At 65.2% G+C, this 17,302-nt stretch carries 10 protein-coding genes, 3 rRNA genes and 1 pseudogene; 13 read left to right on the top strand and 1 reads right to left on the bottom strand.

Translation table 11 applies throughout. From position 1 onward, the window contains the following. The 12 genes and pseudogenes from I5G_RS06365 to I5G_RS21015 all read left to right on the top strand — a co-directional run. Positions 1 to 223 (top strand): annotated as a pseudogene (locus I5G_RS06365) (hypothetical protein); the annotation flags it as partial. Positions 224 to 270: 47 nt separating this feature from the next. Then, positions 271 to 1,584, top strand: a complete 1,314-nt coding sequence (tyrS, locus tag I5G_RS06360) for a tyrosine--tRNA ligase (RefSeq protein WP_022878316.1) — start codon at positions 271 to 273, stop codon at positions 1,582 to 1,584. Then, positions 1,584 to 2,357 carry a DUF4184 family protein gene (locus tag I5G_RS06355; RefSeq protein ID WP_022878315.1) on the top strand — a complete coding sequence of 258 codons (774 nt, stop codon included), beginning with the start codon at positions 1,584 to 1,586 and terminating at the stop codon, positions 2,355 to 2,357. Before tyrS ends, I5G_RS06355 begins: the two co-directional genes overlap by 1 nt. Before the next feature lie 530 nt (positions 2,358 to 2,887). Then, positions 2,888 to 4,409, top strand: a 16S ribosomal RNA gene (locus tag I5G_RS21030). 416 nt (positions 4,410 to 4,825) lie between these two features. Then, a 23S ribosomal RNA gene (locus I5G_RS06345) occupies positions 4,826 to 7,937 on the top strand. A gap of 100 nt (positions 7,938 to 8,037) precedes the next feature. Continuing rightward, positions 8,038 to 8,154: ribosomal RNA gene (gene rrf / locus I5G_RS06340) — 5S ribosomal RNA — on the top strand. The 16S, 23S and 5S rRNA genes sit together here, the layout of an rRNA operon. A 154-nt stretch (positions 8,155 to 8,308) precedes the next feature. Continuing rightward, positions 8,309 to 9,517, top strand: coding sequence for an MFS transporter (locus tag I5G_RS06335; RefSeq protein WP_026095697.1), 1,209 nt, complete (start codon positions 8,309 to 8,311; stop codon positions 9,515 to 9,517). Positions 9,518 to 9,653: 136 nt separating this feature from the next. Further along, positions 9,654 to 11,894, top strand: coding sequence for a maltose alpha-D-glucosyltransferase (gene treS, locus I5G_RS06330; RefSeq protein ID WP_051038667.1), 2,241 nt, complete (start codon positions 9,654 to 9,656; stop codon positions 11,892 to 11,894). Between the two features lie 39 nt (positions 11,895 to 11,933). Further along, the gene (locus tag I5G_RS06325) at positions 11,934 to 12,488 is read left to right on the top strand and encodes an ATPase (protein ID WP_022878312.1); all 555 of its coding nucleotides are present in this window, start codon (positions 11,934 to 11,936) and stop codon (positions 12,486 to 12,488) included. A gap of 73 nt (positions 12,489 to 12,561) precedes the next feature. Then, positions 12,562 to 13,239, top strand: coding sequence for a hypothetical protein (locus I5G_RS21025; RefSeq protein ID WP_022878311.1), 678 nt, complete (start codon positions 12,562 to 12,564; stop codon positions 13,237 to 13,239). A 99-nt stretch (positions 13,240 to 13,338) separates the two neighbouring features. Continuing rightward, positions 13,339 to 14,970: a cell wall metabolism sensor histidine kinase WalK gene (locus I5G_RS21020; RefSeq protein WP_022878310.1), complete on the top strand. Its 1,632-nt coding sequence runs from the start codon at positions 13,339 to 13,341 to the stop codon at positions 14,968 to 14,970. Continuing rightward, positions 14,952 to 16,112 (top strand): hypothetical protein, encoded by a 1,161-nt coding sequence (locus tag I5G_RS21015; protein WP_022878309.1) that lies wholly within the window; start codon positions 14,952 to 14,954, stop codon positions 16,110 to 16,112. Before I5G_RS21020 ends, I5G_RS21015 begins: the two co-directional genes overlap by 19 nt. Positions 16,113 to 16,124: 12 nt before the next feature. On the opposite strand, the gene I5G_RS21010 is transcribed toward I5G_RS21015, so the two are convergent. Continuing rightward, a complete protein-coding gene (locus tag I5G_RS21010; protein WP_022878308.1) occupies positions 16,125 to 16,514 on the bottom strand; it encodes a response regulator transcription factor in 390 nt (129 codons plus the stop codon). 109 nt (positions 16,515 to 16,623) lie between these two features. Between I5G_RS21010 and coaE the strand changes: the two genes are divergently transcribed. Next, on the top strand, positions 16,624 to 17,223 hold the full coding sequence (coaE, locus tag I5G_RS06300) for a dephospho-CoA kinase (RefSeq protein WP_022878307.1): 600 nt from the start codon (positions 16,624 to 16,626) through the stop codon (positions 17,221 to 17,223). Positions 17,224 to 17,302: the final 79 nt, after the last annotated feature.

Raw genomic sequence — 17,302 nt, 5'->3', positions numbered from 1 at the left:
CGGCCCGCTCGAACGGATCCTCGTCTTCGCGCTGACCCTGGCGGGGGCCTATCCGCTGCTGGCCGCGGTTCTCGCGGCGAAGGGCATCGTGCGTTTCCCCGAGATCTCGCGCGACGGCGACGGCGGCGATCGTGCGGAGTACTTCCTCATCGGCAGTCTCGTCAGCTGGGTCGCCGGACTGGCGGCGGCGTTCGTCGTGTGGTGGAGCCTGCACGCGGCGTGAGCCGGCCGGCATCCGGGCCGACGCGCTGCCGCTGATAGCCTGGAAGGGTGTCCGCGCCCTCCGAAGAGCTCTCCGTTCGCGCCGTCGCGCCCGCCAATGATCCCGCCTTCGCCTCGGTGTGGGACGAGCTCGTCTGGCGCGGCCTGATCCACGTCTCGACCGACCAGGACGAGCTGCGCGACCTGCTTTCCGGGCCTCCCATCGTCTTCTACTGCGGATTCGACCCGACGGCCCCCAGCCTCCATCTCGGCAACCTGGTCCAGCTGCTGACGATGCGTCGACTGCAGCTCGCGGGGCACCGCCCCCTGGGCCTGGTGGGCGGCTCGACCGGTCTCATCGGCGATCCCCGTCCCACGGCGGAGCGGACGCTCAACACGCGCGAGACTGTTGCGGAGTGGGTCGATCGGCTGCGGACCCAGGTGCAGCGCTTCCTGAGCTTCGAGGGTGACAGCGCGGCGCGCATGGTCAACAACCTCGACTGGACGGCCCCGCTCAGCGCGATCGATTTCCTCCGCGAGATCGGCAAGCACTTCCGCGTCGGAACGATGCTGAAGAAGGATGCCGTGAGCGCCCGCCTCAACTCCGAGGCCGGCATCAGCTACACCGAGTTCAGCTACCAGATCCTCCAGGGCCTGGACTACCTCGAGCTCTTCCGTGCCTACGGCTGCGTCTTGCAGACGGGCGGCAGCGACCAGTGGGGCAACCTCACCAGCGGCACCGATCTGGTGCGCCGTGTCGAGGGCGCCTCGGTCCACGCCATCGGCACCCCGCTCATCACGAACAGCGACGGGACGAAGTTCGGCAAGAGCGAGGGCAATGCGATCTGGCTGGATGCCGAGATGTGCAGCCCGTGGGCGATGTACCAGTTCTGGCTCAACACCGACGACCGCGATGTCGTCGAGCGCCTCAAGGTGTTCACGTTCCTCACCCGCGCCGAGATCGAGGAGTACGAGCGCCTCGTCGCCGAGGAACCGTTCCGGCGGGCCGCGCAGAAGCGGCTGGCGCGCGAAGTCGTGACGACGGTGCACGGCGCGGAGGCGACCGAGGCCGTCATCGCGGCCACCGAGGCCCTCTTCGGCCAGGGCGATCTGATGGCTCTGGATGCCGCGACCCTGCGCAGTGCGCTCGACGAACTGCCGCACGCCGAGCTGCCGCCCGGGGCGACGGTGGTCGACGCCCTCACGGCGACGGGGCTCGTGAGCAGCCTGAGCGAGGCGCGCCGAGCGATCGCTCAGGGCGGTGTCTCGCTCGACGGCGAGAAGGTTTCGTCCGACGACGCGGTCGTGACCGGTGGTCTTCCCGGTGGAGTCTCGGTCCTTCGCCGCGGAAAGAAGACGCTCGCCGGAGTGTTCGTCGGCTGATGCCTTTCACGCCGAGCCATGCCGTCGTCGCGCTCCCTTTCGTGCGCACACGGCTGGTGCCGGCGGCGATCGCCGTGGGGGCGATGACACCCGACCTGCCGTTGTTCCTCCGCGGCATGTGGCCCGACTACTCGATGACGCACGACCCCGCGTGGGTGGTCGTCACCTCGGGACTCGCGCTCGTGCTGTTCCTGCTCTGGAGGTGCGCCCTCCGGCCGGCCGTTCGCGAGCTCTCTCCGCGTGTCGTCGCCGAGCGTCTTCCCGCGCGGTGGGATGCCGGCTTCCGCGAGGGGCTTCGCGAGTCGTTCGGCGGGGGAGTTCCGGCCCTGATCTGGCTCATCGTCTCGCTGGCCTTCGGAGTCCTGACGCACATCGCCTGGGATCTCTTCACGCATGAGGGACGACTCGGCGTGGAGCTGATGCCCGCGCTCGAGGATCAGTGGGGACTACTTCCCGGAGTCAAGTGGCTGCAATACGGGTCGAGCGCGTTCGGGCTGATCGTCCTCGCCGTCTACGGCCTCACGTGGGTGACGCGGCGGGGCACGACCCCGGTGCGTCGGGTGCTGCCCGACGCCGTTCGGATCGTCTGGTGGGTATCCCTGCCCGTAGCTCTCCTCGGCGGGGGAGTGATCGCGGTCTCCGTGAGTGCATCCTTCGGTGAAGCGATCACGCCGACCGCGTTGATCTACGGCGTGCTCACGCGCATCGCTGCCGCGTGGGCGATCGTGTCGGTTCTGCTCGCTGTCACGGTCCAGGTCGTACGCCGGCCCTAGATCCGCGTGTTTCCGGGGTTTCGGGCTCGCGACACGCCCGGGATGAGGTGTGGATTGGACGAGTCGGTCAGATCCGCGTAACTTATTACTTGTTCGCCCCACAGGGGAGAGCGGAGCGGCCGGAAGGCCCCGCGTCCTCTCAAGTGGTGAACGAAACCCAAGACCTGCTCCGGATGGTGTAGAGTTTTGGTTCTGGTCTTCGACCGGCTTCCACGACGTTGATCCCTTGATGGGTCCCACTGTGTGAGACGGGGTCGGGGATCGTATAAGGTAGTGAAGTTGCCTCACGGGTAGGTCGGGAGATCGTTTCTGTGGGTGCGTCCGTTCCTTGAGAACTCAACAGCGTGCACTTGTCAAATGCCAATTTATTCCTCGTCGGTCCATCGTTTGGTGGATTGCGAGAAATTCCTTTGGATCAAAGTCCAACTCTTTTTGAGGGTTGGCGATGGATACGTCAGTAATGATGTTTCTCTTTGGTCAGATTGAACTCGTCTGTCCCGACCTTATTCCGGTTGGGTGGGCATTTTTCTTTTACGGAGAGTTTGATCCTGGCTCAGGATGAACGCTGGCGGCGTGCTTAACACATGCAAGTCGAACGGTGAAGCCAAGCTTGCTTGGTGGATCAGTGGCGAACGGGTGAGTAACACGTGAGCAACCTGCCCTGGACTCTGGGATAAGCGCTGGAAACGGCGTCTAATACTGGATATGAGCCCTCATCGCATGGTGGGGGTTGGAAAGATTTTTTGGTCTGGGATGGGCTCGCGGCCTATCAGCTTGTTGGTGAGGTAATGGCTCACCAAGGCGTCGACGGGTAGCCGGCCTGAGAGGGTGACCGGCCACACTGGGACTGAGACACGGCCCAGACTCCTACGGGAGGCAGCAGTGGGGAATATTGCACAATGGGCGGAAGCCTGATGCAGCAACGCCGCGTGAGGGATGACGGCCTTCGGGTTGTAAACCTCTTTTAGCAGGGAAGAAGCGAGAGTGACGGTACCTGCAGAAAAAGCGCCGGCTAACTACGTGCCAGCAGCCGCGGTAATACGTAGGGCGCAAGCGTTATCCGGAATTATTGGGCGTAAAGAGCTCGTAGGCGGTTTGTCGCGTCTGCTGTGAAATCCCGAGGCTCAACCTCGGGCCTGCAGTGGGTACGGGCAGACTAGAGTGCGGTAGGGGAGATTGGAATTCCTGGTGTAGCGGTGGAATGCGCAGATATCAGGAGGAACACCGATGGCGAAGGCAGATCTCTGGGCCGTAACTGACGCTGAGGAGCGAAAGGGTGGGGAGCAAACAGGCTTAGATACCCTGGTAGTCCACCCCGTAAACGTTGGGAACTAGTTGTGGGGACCATTCCACGGTTTCCGTGACGCAGCTAACGCATTAAGTTCCCCGCCTGGGGAGTACGGCCGCAAGGCTAAAACTCAAAGGAATTGACGGGGACCCGCACAAGCGGCGGAGCATGCGGATTAATTCGATGCAACGCGAAGAACCTTACCAAGGCTTGACATACACCAGAACACCGTAGAAATACGGGACTCTTTGGACACTGGTGAACAGGTGGTGCATGGTTGTCGTCAGCTCGTGTCGTGAGATGTTGGGTTAAGTCCCGCAACGAGCGCAACCCTCGTTCTATGTTGCCAGCACGTAATGGTGGGAACTCATGGGATACTGCCGGGGTCAACTCGGAGGAAGGTGGGGATGACGTCAAATCATCATGCCCCTTATGTCTTGGGCTTCACGCATGCTACAATGGCCGGTACAAAGGGCTGCAATACCGTGAGGTGGAGCGAATCCCAAAAAGCCGGTCCCAGTTCGGATTGAGGTCTGCAACTCGACCTCATGAAGTCGGAGTCGCTAGTAATCGCAGATCAGCAACGCTGCGGTGAATACGTTCCCGGGTCTTGTACACACCGCCCGTCAAGTCATGAAAGTCGGTAACACCTGAAGCCGGTGGCCTAACCCTTGTGGAGGGAGCCGTCGAAGGTGGGATCGGTAATTAGGACTAAGTCGTAACAAGGTAGCCGTACCGGAAGGTGCGGCTGGATCACCTCCTTTCTAAGGAGCATCTGGCACTGTCGGGTTTTCCTGGTGGTGTCCAGGCGCCGGATCGAGACCGAATGTGTCTTGCCGGTTAGCTCATGGGTGGAACATTTGACGAGGTGCTCATGCCGGTGGTTCGGGTCTAGTACGCAGCTTGCTGCAGGAACGGTTCGGGTCATGGGGGTGGGTACATGCACGCTGTTGGGTCCTGAGGGGCCGGGCGCTGATTGTGAGTCTTTGGGCTTGTGGTTGGTGGCTGTTCCTCGAGGGCCTTCTCCTGCGCCGGTGTTCCGGTGGTGGGGGTGGGTACCGCCCGTACTTTGAGAACTACACAGTGGACGCGAGCATCTTCCATGCAACCTTTTGGGGTTGTGTGGTGTAGATGATCTTAAAGATCATTAGTCAATTTTTTGACGATTCAACTCATGTGATTTCAAGTCTTTAAGAGCAAACGGTGGATGCCTTGGCATCTGGAGCCGAAGAAGGACGTAGCAATCTGCGATAAGCCTCGGGGAACTGATAAGCGAGTTTTGATCCGAGGGTGTCCGAATGGGGAAACCCCGCCAGGGCGCGTGCGTACCTGGTGACTCCCGCCTGAATATATAGGGCGGGTAGAGGGAACGTGGGGAAGTGAAACATCTCAGTACCCACAGGAAGAGAAAGCAACAGCGATTCCGTGAGTAGTGGCGAGCGAAACCGGAAGAGGCTAAACCTAGCGTGTGTGATAGCCGGCAGGCGTTGCATGTTGGGGGTTGTGGGACTTTTCTGATTGTTCTGCCGAGCAGTCGACGTGACAAGAGGGTATAGACGAACGGTTTTGAATGGCCGGTCATAGAGGGTGCGAACCCCGTAGTCGAAATGCCTGTTCTTGGCGTGAAGAGTATCCCAAGTAGCACGGGGCCCGAGAAATCCCGTGTGAATCTGTCAGGACCACCTGATAAGCCTAAATACTCCCAGATGACCGATAGCGGACAAGTACCGTGAGGGAAAGGTGAAAAGTACCCCGGGAGGGGAGTGAAATAGTACCTGAAACCGTTTGCTTACAAACCGTTGGAGCACCCCTGGTAGGTGTGACAGCGTGCCTTTTGAAGAATGAGCCTGCGAGTTAGCGATACGTGGCGAGGTTAACCCGTGTGGGGTAGCCGTAGCGAAAGCGAGTCTGAATAGGGCGATTCAGTCGCGTGTCCTAGACCCGAAGCGAAGTGATCTATCCATGGCCAGGTTGAAGCGACGGTAAGACGTCGTGGAGGACCGAACCCACTTAGGTTGAAAACTGAGGGGATGAGCTGTGGATAGGGGTGAAAGGCCAATCAAACTTCGTGATAGCTGGTTCTCTCCGAAATGCATTTAGGTGCAGCGTTGCGTGTTTCTTGCCGGAGGTAGAGCTACTGGATGGCCGATGGGCCCTACAAGGTTACTGACGTCAGCCAAACTCCGAATGCCGGTAAGTGAGAGCGCAGCAGTGAGACTGTGGGGGATAAGCTTCATAGTCGAGAGGGAAACAACCCAGACCACCATCTAAGGTCCCTAAGCGCGTGCTAAGTGGGAAAGGATGTGGAGTTGCTTAGACAACCAGGAGGTTGGCTTAGAAGCAGCCACCCTTGAAAGAGTGCGTAATAGCTCACTGGTCAAGTGATTCCGCGCCGACAATGTAACGGGGCTCAAGCACGCCACCGAAGTTGTGGCATTGACATTTTTGGTAGGCCTTCGTGGTCCAGCCGTGTTGATGGGTAGGAGAGCGTCGTGTCGCGAGTGAAGCGGCGGGGTGACCCAGCCGTGGACGCGACACGAGTGAGAATGCAGGCATGAGTAGCGAAAGACGTGTGAGAAACACGTCCTCCGAAAGACCAAGGGTTCCAGGGTCAAGCTAATCTTCCCTGGGTAAGTCGGGACCTAAGGCGAGGCCGACAGGCGTAGTCGATGGACAACGGGTTGATATTCCCGTACCGGCGAAGAACCGCCCAAGCTAATCCAGTGGTGCTAAGAGTCCTAGCTCAGAATTTTCCGGATCCCTTCGGGGTGATGGTTGTCTGTGTGAACGCTCGACCCCATGCTGGTGCGGCTAGCGTATTAACAGGTGTGACGCAGGAAGGTAGCCCAAGCCAGGCGATGGTAGTCCTGGTGCAAGTGCGTAGGCCGAGTGATAGGCAAATCCGTCACTCACATAGGCTGAGACACGATGCGGATAAAAAGTGGGTGATCCTATGCTGCCGAGAAAAGCATCGACGCGAGGTTCTAGCCGCCCGTACCCCAAACCGACTCAGGTGGTCAGGTAGAGAATACCAAGGAGATCGAGAGAATCGTGGTTAAGGAACTCGGCAAAATGCCCCCGTAACTTCGGGAGAAGGGGGGCCATCCACTTATTAGGACTTGCTCCGAAAGGGTGTGGTGGCCGCAGAGACTAGTGGGTAGCGACTGTTTACTAAAAACACAGGTCCGTGCCAAGTCGCAAGACGATGTATACGGACTGACGCCTGCCCGGTGCTGGAAGGTTAAGAGGACCGGTTAGCCGCAAGGCGAAGCTGAGAATTTAAGCCCCAGTAAACGGCGGTGGTAACTATAACCATCCTAAGGTAGCGAAATTCCTTGTCGGGTAAGTTCCGACCTGCACGAATGGCGTAACGACTTCCCAACTGTCTCAACCGCGAACTCGGCGAAATTGCATTACGAGTAAAGATGCTCGTTACGCGCAGCAGGACGGAAAGACCCCGTGACCTTTACTACAGCTTGGTATTGGTGTTCGGTGTGGCTTGTGTAGGATAGGTGGGAGACTGTGAAGCGGACACGCCAGTGTTCGTGGAGTCATTGTTGAAATACCACTCTGGTCACTCTGGATATCTAACTTAGGACCGTGATCCGGTTCAGGGACAGTGCCTGGTGGGTAGTTTAACTGGGGCGGTTGCCTCCCAAAATGTAACGGAGGCGCCCAAAGGTTCCCTCAACCTGGTTGGCAATCAGGTGGCGAGTGTAAGTGCACAAGGGAGCTTGACTGTGAGACTGACAGGTCGAGCAGGGACGAAAGTCGGGACTAGTGATCCGGCAGTGGCTTGTGGAAGCGCTGTCGCTCAACGGATAAAAGGTACCTCGGGGATAACAGGCTGATCTTGCCCAAGAGTCCATATCGACGGCATGGTTTGGCACCTCGATGTCGGCTCGTCGCATCCTGGGGCTGGAGTAGGTCCCAAGGGTTGGGCTGTTCGCCCATTAAAGCGGTACGCGAGCTGGGTTTAGAACGTCGTGAGACAGTTCGGTCCCTATCCGCTGCGCGCGTAGGAAGTTTGAGAGGATCTGACCCTAGTACGAGAGGACCGGGTTGGACGAACCTCTGGTGTGTCAGTTGTTCCGCCAGGAGCACCGCTGATTAGCTACGTTCGGGATGGATAACCGCTGAAAGCATCTAAGCGGGAAGCCGGCCTCAAGATGAGACTTCCATGCCCTTTGGGGTGAGAGGCTCCCAGCCAGACTACTGGGTTGATAGGCCGGATGTGGAAGCGTAGTAATACGTGAAGCTGACCGGTACTAATAAGCCGATGACTTGATAACACACCGTTTTTGGTGCTTGCGTCCACTGAGTGGTTCTCGATGTACGGTCGGGAACACAACAATGACATATCGTTGTTGGTTTTTGAAACATCAATAGTGTTTCGGCGGCCATAGCGAGAGGGAAACGCCCGGTTACATTCCGAACCCGGAAGCTAAGCCTCTCAGCGCCGATGGTACTGCAGGGGGGACCCTGTGGGAGAGTAGGACACCGCCGGACTTCCTTTACACGAAATGGCCACCCAACGCTGGGTGGCCATTTCGCATATACGGACACATTTGTACCACAGGCGTCGGCCGGTCCCTCTTCGGAGGGAGCGGCCGACGCCTTTTGCATTTGTCGAGGCACGCAGCGCAGCAGGTAGTGTCGACACGTGAGCGGCTTCTCTGGACACGTGCCGGGGAGCCGCGAGTACCGTCGGCTCCTGATCGGTCTGTTCTTCGGGGGAGTGGCGACATTCGCGCAGCTATACGCGACGCAGGCGCTGCTTCCGCAGATCGCGTCGGCGACGGGTACGCAGCCGGCGCAGGCGGCCTTGACCGTGTCGGCATCCACGCTCGGGCTCGCGGTGGCAGTCCTCCCGTGGTCGGTCGTCGCGGATCGGATCGGGCGTGTCGCGGCGATGGCCATCGGGGTCGTCACGGCGACCGTGCTGGGCGCGTTGTCGCCGCTCGCTCAGGACCTCGGCGTCCTCCTGGCGCTTCGGATCGTGGAGGGGGTCGCGCTCGGCGCGGTGCCCGCGGTCGCGCTCGCGTACCTCAGCGAGGAGGTGGATGCCCGCCATGTGGCCGCTGCCGCAGGTTCGTACATCGCCGGAACCACCGTCGGTGGGTTGACCGGTCGGGTCGTGTCGGGGTTCTTCGGTGAGTTCGCGGGGTGGCGGTGGGGGGTGGCATCGGTCATCGGGGTGTGCGTCGTGGCATCCGCCATCTTCTTGGCTCTCGTTCCTCGCGCTCGAGGATTCGTTCCGGGCCGAACGCGGGCCGTTGCGGGGCCGACGGTGGTGTCGCGGCTTCTGGTGAACCTGCGCTCGGGGCGGCAACTGGCGCTGTACGCGCAGGGGTTCCTGCTCATGGGGGCGTTCGTCGCCGTCTACAACTACCTCGGCTTCCACCTGGCGGCGCCGCCCTTCCTGCTCGCTCCGGGTGTCGTCACACTCCTGTTCCTCGCCTATCTCGCCGGGACGGTATCGTCACCGCGCGCCGGGGCTCTGGCAGTGCGACGCGGACGGTTCCTCGTGCTCGTGGCATCCATCGGGGTGATGGCGGCGGGAGCGGCGCTGATGGCGGTGCCGGTGACCATCGTCGTCATCGCGGGGCTCGTCGTGTTCACGGCCGGGTTCTTCGCCGCGCACGCGGTGGCGTCGGGCTGGACGCCGGTGGCCGCGGTGCCGGAGGCCCGGGCGCAGGCCTCATCGCTGTACTACCTGGGCTACTACGGCGGCTCAAGCCTGTTCGGCTGGCTTCTCGGTGTGGTCTTCGCGCAGAGCGGCTGGTCGTCGTTCGTGGGTGTCGTCGTCGCGATGTGCGCGGTGTCGGCGGGGCTGGCGGTCCTCGCCCTGCGGCCTCGTCGCATCACCTGAGCGAAGCTCCCGACGCGCCGGGTCAATCCCTCACCACGATGTCGTCGATCACGACTAGCGTCGGTACGACGACATGAGGAGGTCGCGAGTGGACGACGCCGACGAGCTGCTGACGGCACGGACGCCGGAGAACGGGATCGACGAGGGCGCGGCGGAGGACGCCGCCGAGAATCTCGTCGAGATCAGCTACGACGAGCAGCGGTATCCGGCACGTCCGCGACGTCTTCGTCCGCGTGATCAGTTCCGCGGCGGGACGCTCCGGCGATTCCTCACCGACCCGCGCAACGCCAACGGCGGCAACCCCTCCTACGTCGAGTGGCTCGTGCGCCAGTCGATGCTCAAGGACGCCGACGTGCTGAGCCGTCAGCTGTCCGGGCAGCCGTCGATGTGGCGGAACCCCTACGCGCGTCCGGACGCGCGCCGTGCGATCGAGTCCACCGACGTCTGGTTCACGGCCTACCCGATCTCCCTCATGGCACGTCCGGGGGAGTCCTTCCTCGATGCGCTGGGCGACGAGGCGCTGTGGGAAGCCTTCGAGTGGGTCGGGATCAATGGCATCCATACCGGTCCGGTGAAGCGTGCCGGCGGGATCAGCGGCTGGCAGGAGACGCCCAGCGTCGACGGGCACTTCGACCGCATCAGCACGCAGATCGATCCCGAGTTCGGTGACGAGAACGCGTTTCGGCGGATGGCCGACGTGGCCGACGCCCACGGCGGCAGCGTCATCGACGACATCGTGCCCGGCCACACCGGCAAGGGCGCCGACTTCCGTCTCGCGGAGATGGCCTACAAGGACTATCCCGGGATCTACCACATGGTCGAGATTCCCCGGGAGGACTGGGGGATGCTGCCCGAGGTGCCGGCCGGGCGCGACTCGGTCAACCTCGACGCCGAGACCGAACGTGAGCTCAGTGCTCGCGGCTACATCATCGGGGAACTCCAGCGCGTGATCTTCTACACCCCCGGGGTGAAGGAGACGAACTGGAGCGCGACCGCTCCGGTCGTAGGCACCGACGGACTCGAGCGGCGCTGGGTCTACCTGCACTACTTCAAGGAGGGGCAGCCCTCCATCAACTGGCTCGACCCGACCTTCGCCGGCATGCGACTGGTCATCGGCGACGCGCTGCACTCCCTCGGCGACCTCGGCACGAGCGCGCTGCGCCTGGATGCCAATGGCTTCCTCGGCGTGGAGAAGAGCGCCGAAGGCCTGCCGGCGTGGTCGGAGGGCCACCCGCTCTCGCACGCGGCGAACCACATCATCGCGGGCATGGTGCGGAAAGTCGGGGGTTTCACGTTCCAGGAGCTCAACCTCACGATGGAGGACATCCGCGACACCGGTGCCGTGGGGGCCGACCTGTCGTACGACTTCGTGACGCGCCCCGGATACCACCACGCTCTGGCGACGGCGAACACCGAATTCCTGCGTCTGGCGCTCACGACCGCGCTCGAGACCGGCGTGGAGCCGGTGCAGCTCGTGCACGGGATGCAGAACCACGACGAGCTGACCTACGAACTCGTGCACTGGGCCACGACGCACCGGGACACCCTCTACCCGTTCCGTCACGGCGAGTCGACCGGTGCGGAGATCGCGGAGACCGTCCGCGCCGAGCTCACGCAGGCCCTCACGGTGGACGCGGACTACAACCTCGTGTTCACGCAGAACGGTATCGCGTGCACGACGACGTCGCTCATCGCGGCCACGCAGGGCAAGGCGACGCTGGGTGACATCACCGAGGCCGACGTTCCCGCGATCCGCGACGCGCATCTGCTGCTGGCGAAGTACAACTCGTGGCAGCCGGGGGTCTTCGCTCTCTCCGGATGGGACCTCACCGGCTCCCTCACGCTTCCGGCGGATGAGGTGCGCCATCTCATCTCCTCCGGCGACACGCGGTGGATCGAGCGCGGTGCCCACGATCTCCTCGACGTGGCACCCGACGCCGCCACGTCGGCATCCGGGATGCCACGTGCTCGATCGCTCTACGGATCGCTCGCGCAGCAGCAGGCCGACCCAGAGTCGTTCCTGTCGGGGCTGAGGGAGATCCTGCGGATCCGCAGCGAGAACGAGATCGCCGTGGCTTCTCAGGTCGACATTCCCCAGGTCGGGCACCCCAGCATGCTCGTGATGGTCCACCGACTCGACGGGGGCGACCGCCGCCGGGACGACGCTCCGCTGCAGATCACCGTTCTGAACTTCTCGGGCGAGAGCATCGAGGGCACCGTGCGGTCCGAGTGGCTCGTTCCGCAGAGCACCGCGGTGGATGCCGCCACGGGGGACGTCGTGGGCCGGGTCGACGAGCTGCAGAGCTTCGCGCTCGAGCTCGGCCCGTACGCGGGGCTCTTCCTGCGGATGCAGGCACCGGAGGCCGCCGAGGACTGACCGGCGGCGGTGTCGGAGGCCGCGCGTACGCTCCGGCGTATGACTCAGCCCTCGACCTGTGTGGTGCCCGGCTGCCGGGACGCGGCGGTGTCGGGCGCGCCGGTCGAGCTCTGCGATGCGCATCTCGATGCCGCCGCCGAATGGGCCGGTCGCCGCGATGGAGTGACCGACGTGCTGCCGACACCGTGCCTGCTGTGCGGCTCGCGGCTCGGTGTGCGCTGGCCGAGCGGATGGCTGTGCGCGGTATGCGAGTGGCGGCACGGTGAGCCCGTGGATGCCGAGCTGCCCCCGCCGCGCGTCGACGTCGTGTACTACCTGCGATTCCGCGACCGCGTGAAGATCGGAACGAGTGCGCAGCCGCGGCAGAGGCTCCGCGCGATCCGCCACGACGAGCTGCTGGCGTTCGAGCGCGGGGATCGGACGGTCGAGCGTCGGCGGCACACGCAGTTCTCAGCCGATCGTCTCGGCGGGTCGGAGTGGTTCGACCGCAGCGAGGCGCTCGACGCGCACATCGCCGCGCTCGCTCACGGGGTCGACGACCCGTGGGACCTGTTCGCGCGCTGGACCAGTGAGGCGTTCGCGCGGCAGGGGTGACGGATGCCGACGGCACAGGCGACTCCAAGGCATCCGCCCTAGCGTGAGAGCCCCGACCACCAGGAGGGCGTTCATGGGCTTCCTCGATCGACTGTTCGGCTCGGGCGGCGACGACCGTCGTGTGCCCTCGCCGCCATCCGCCCACGTTCCGGCGAGCGGATCCCGAGACGCCGAGGGGAGGTATGCCCCACCCCCGCCCCCGGCCGCGGGCGGGCCGGCATCCGGTCCCTCGTCCGACGACGCCCGGGCGCTCGAGCGGTACCGCTACCTGTTGCGGACGGCGCCACCGGAGACGGTCGAGCAGGTGCACGCGGAGGCCTTCGCGCGGCTCACCCCGGGCCAGCGACAGCAGGTCCTGCAGGAGCTGTCGTCGGGGCTGCCGGCGGCGGAGAGACCGTCCGGAGACGACCCGGCGTCGCTCGCGCGCGCGGCCACCCGCGCCGAGTACAGTCGGCCGGGCTTCATGGAACGCACGTTCGGCGGACGATCCTTCGGCGGCGGCATGGGCGGTCCGAGCTTCGGGTCGATGCTCGGCGCGTCGATGCTCGGCACGATCGGCGGGTACGTCGTCGGTTCCGCGCTCGTCGGCTCGCTCTTCGACCCCGGCTATGCCGCCGGGTACGCGGACGGCCTCGCCGCGGACGGCGGGGACACGGCATCCTTCGACGATCCGGGTGTCGCCGACGCCAGCGGGTTCGACGACTTCGGCGGGGATTTCGGGGGCGACTTCGGCGGCGACTTCGGATTCTGACCCGCCGAACACGCCGCGCGGCCGCCGCGGACGCGCCCGACCCGGGTGTCGGGCGCGGGAGATCGGCCCGCGCCGCCGTCTCGCGCTAGGGTCGAGGCCATGTCCGGCTCGTCGCCGAGCGAGCGGCTCGGTCTTCACCGCAGCCTGCTGACCAGCCAGCTGCTGCAGGCCTCGGCGACCGTGCTCGCCGCGGCCGCGACTCTGATCCTCGGGCAGATCCGGGATGTGACGCTGTTCCTGACGGGCGCGGGGATCATCTTCGCGTGCGCCGCGCTCGTCGTGCTGACGGCCCGCGAGGCCCTGCCGTCCTGGCTCGTGCTCGCCGCGCCGGTGATCGACATCGTCGCGATCGGGGTGATGCGGGAGAGCGCGCCGGTGGCCGGCATCGGCCTCTTGTGGGCCTTCCCGGCGATGTGGCTCGGTTCTGTCTACGGAATCGCCGGCGTCGTGGGTGTCACGGCAGCCGCCTCGGCGATCATCACGTACCAGGCATTCGACGAGGCCCAACGGATCGCCGCCTCGACGTTCGTGCTGCCGTTCACGCTTGCGGCGCTCGCGACCATGGCGCACTTCGCGGCCCGCCGCACGCGCGCGCAGAGGTCGTTGCTGGAAGACCAGTCCGCGGAGTTGCGGCGCTCGCTCGAGCGCTCGCGGCGCCAGGGGGACCTGGTCACGGAGGTCCTGGATGCCGTGGACTTCGGCGTCATCCGGATCACCGCGGAGGGGGAGTACGCGGTCAGCAACGAGGCGCACGCCCGTCTCCAGGCGAGCGCCGATCCGCTGGCCCCGTCGTCGGCGGCATTCAGCGCCGACGGCATCACGCCCCTCGACCCGGACGAGACGCCCCTCGCGCGCGCGAGGTCCGGCGAGGTCTTCGAGGGGGAGTTGGTCTGGTACGGAGTGCCGGGGGAGGACCGCCGCGCGCTCAACGTGACGGCTCGACGTCTGCCCTCCCACGACGGGTTCGACAGCGGCAGCGTCGTCGTCTCGCGCGACGTCACGGCGGAGGAGTTGGCGCTCCGTGCGCGGGAAGACCTCGTCGCGAGCGTCTCCCACGAGCTCCGCACCCCGCTCACCTCGATCATCGGTTACCTCGAACTGGCGCTGGACGACGACGGCCTCGCGCCGGCCACGCGGGAGCAGCTCGAGATCGCGGAACGCAACGCCACCCGACTGCGCGAGCTCGTGGCCGACATCCTGGCGATGTCCGCGGCCTCCCGCCACGGTGTCGGCTTCGCGCTGAATCCGGCCGTGGCGGATGTCGCGGAGATCGTCGAGAGCGCGGTGACCTCGGCCGCTCCGCGCGCGGCGACGCATGGCATCCGGATCGATGCGACGGACGTCCGCGCCTGCCCGGCCGTGGTCGACGCGCATCGGCTGCGTCAGGTCGTTGACAATCTGCTGTCCAACGCTGTGAAGTACAACCACCGTGACGGCGTCGTCACGGTGTCCGTCGGACGAGAGGACGACACCGTCGTGATCAGCGTCGCCGACGACGGCCAGGGCATCTCCGCGAACGAGCAGGGGCGTATCTTCGAGCGCTTCTTCCGCGCGGACGAGGTCCGGAATTCCAGCGTGCACGGCAGCGGCCTGGGACTCGCCATCAGCCGGGACATCGTGCGCGCCCACGGGGGCGACATCTCGGTGCGCAGCAAGCCCGGCGCGGGTTCGGTCTTCACCGTGCGTCTGCCCCAGAAGGGAGGCGCGGCACCGTGGTCTTCGACGCGCTGAGCCTACAGACCGCGTCCGCCCTCGTGATCCTCGTGTCGGCGGTCATGTACCTGCTCGACACGCTCATGCTCCGCGACGCGCTGCCGGGGCGGTTATGGGCGGCGGCGTTCCTCTCCGGTCTCTTCTCCGCCGTCTGCTACCTGGTGTGGCTCGCGGTCCCGGGCTCGTTCATCGGGATCGTCCTGGGCAACGGTGCCTTCGTGGCCGCGACCGCCTTCATCTGGCTGGGGAGCGTGGCGTTCAACGGACGCCGCCTGCGCGTCCCCGTCATCGTGACCGCGGTCGCGCTTCTCGCCGTCATGATCGCAGCGTTGATCGAGGGTGCGCGGGGCGACTGGGCGGGTGCGGTTCCGCTCTTCGTGGGCAACGCCCTGTTCGCCGTCCTCGGCGCGATCGAGACGCGCCGCGGAGCCATCGGGCGGCGGTGGAGCGCGGCGGGGCTCACCGTCGTGCTGATCATCGAGGCTGTGTGGTTCACCCTGCGCGTCATCGTCTTCCTCACGGAGGGACCGGACAGCGAGGTGTTCCGCACCTATTTCGGAACCGTGATGTCGGCGTTCCTCACGATGACGCTCGTGGTGGCGGCGGTGGTGGTCACCGCCGTGCTGCGCTCGAGCGAATCGACGCTGCGCGGCAATCCCGAGACGCGGCACCTCATCGTCGACCGCAACGGTGTCCTGCTGAGGGAATCGTTCGGCACCGTGCTCACGATCCTCGTGTCCCGCGCGCGCGCCGCGGGCGAGGACCTCTGCGTCATCGGCATCCGGGTCGACGATCTGCGGCGCGTCGCGACGGCCTTCGGCCCCGAGGAAGCCGAGGAGATGGCGCAGGCGTTCCGGTCCTCCGTCCGCCGGCACGCCCCGACCATGGCTCTAGTCGGCGAGACGGATGCCACGGGGCTGTCCGTCGCCTTCTCGACCGCACTCGCCACGGATCACCGCCGACTGGTGCGCATCATGCACGAACGCATCGTGACGGACCTCTCCGCGCTGGGCACGTCCGTCGTTCCGGTGGTGGGGGTCGGAGTGGCCCTGGCTTCCGTGGACGGTTCGGACGGTCCGACGCTGGTCGATCGCGCGGACGCGAAGGCAAGCCTGGCCGCGACGACGGGCGACCAGCCCTTCGGCCTCACGACCGAGTGACTGCGCCACCCGTCAGTCGGTGACGGGAGAGTCGGAAGACCTCGCCGCGAGCGCCAGCACGCGAGCCCGCAGCTCGCGGGGGCGGAACGGCTTCGTGAGGTAGTCGTCGGCACCCGCCTCGCGGGCGAGGCGTTCCTCTGTGGCATCCACTCGGGCGCTCACCATCAGGATGCGGGTGTCGCTGAATTCGCGGATGCGGCGCGCGGTCTCGAAACCGTCCAGCCCCGGCATGCTCACGTCGAGCGTCGTGACGACGGGGCTGCTGCGTCGGACCGCCTCGATCCCCGAGAGTCCGTCGACCGCCGTGTGGACGACGAAGCCCGCCGGCTCGAGGACCGCGGTGATCAGGGAGCGGATATCGACGTCGTCCTCGATGACGACCACGACGTTCGGATTCGGCATGATGACACTCCGCCAACCTGTCGGGAGGCGCGAATGTCGCCCGGGAAAAGCGTAGTCCACCCGGCACGGGCCCGGTCCGCGGACGGGGTGGCTGTGGCATCCTCGAGGGGTGACCCTCCTCGCGCTGACCGGCGGAATCGCGTCGGGCAAGTCCACGATCTCGCGGATGCTCGCCGAACACGGAGCGGTGGTCGTCGATGCCGACGCGATCGTGCACGACGTGCAGTCGCCCGGCTCGCCGGTGCTCGCGGCCATCGTGGACGAATTCGGGTCGGACGTCGTGCGGCCGGACGGCACGCTCGACCGGCCGGCGCTCGGGGCGCGGGTGTTCGGTCACCCCGAGCGGCTCGCGGCGCTCAACGCCCTCGTCCACCCGGCGGTGCGCGAGGAATCGCAGCGACGGTTCCGGGACGCGCTCGCCCGTGACCCGCGTGCCGTCGTCGTCTACGACGTGCCGCTGCTCGCCGAGGCGCGCGGAACGGGGGAGTGGGACCTGGTCGTCGTGGCGCACGCCCCCGCGGAGCAGCGGGTCGCGCGACTCATCGCGCAGCGGGGGCTGTCGGAGGCCGACGCGCGCGCCCGCATCGCCTCCCAGGCAGGCGACGCCGAACGACTCGCGCTCGCCGACGTCGTGATCGACACGACCGGAGATCTGGACGGCACCCGCCGGCAGGTCGACGAGCTGTGGGGGCGGATCGCCGGGCGCTGATGTCCCGGCCCCGCTCGCGCTCGCGCATGGCGAACGCGCGGCGACCCCGATGTCGGAGGCGCCGCCTACGCTGGAATCA

This window comes from Microbacterium sp. B19 (assembly GCF_000333395.1).
Taxonomy (GTDB): Bacteria; Actinomycetota; Actinomycetes; order Actinomycetales; family Microbacteriaceae; genus Microbacterium.
This window is presented reverse-complemented; position numbering and strand designations above follow the sequence as displayed.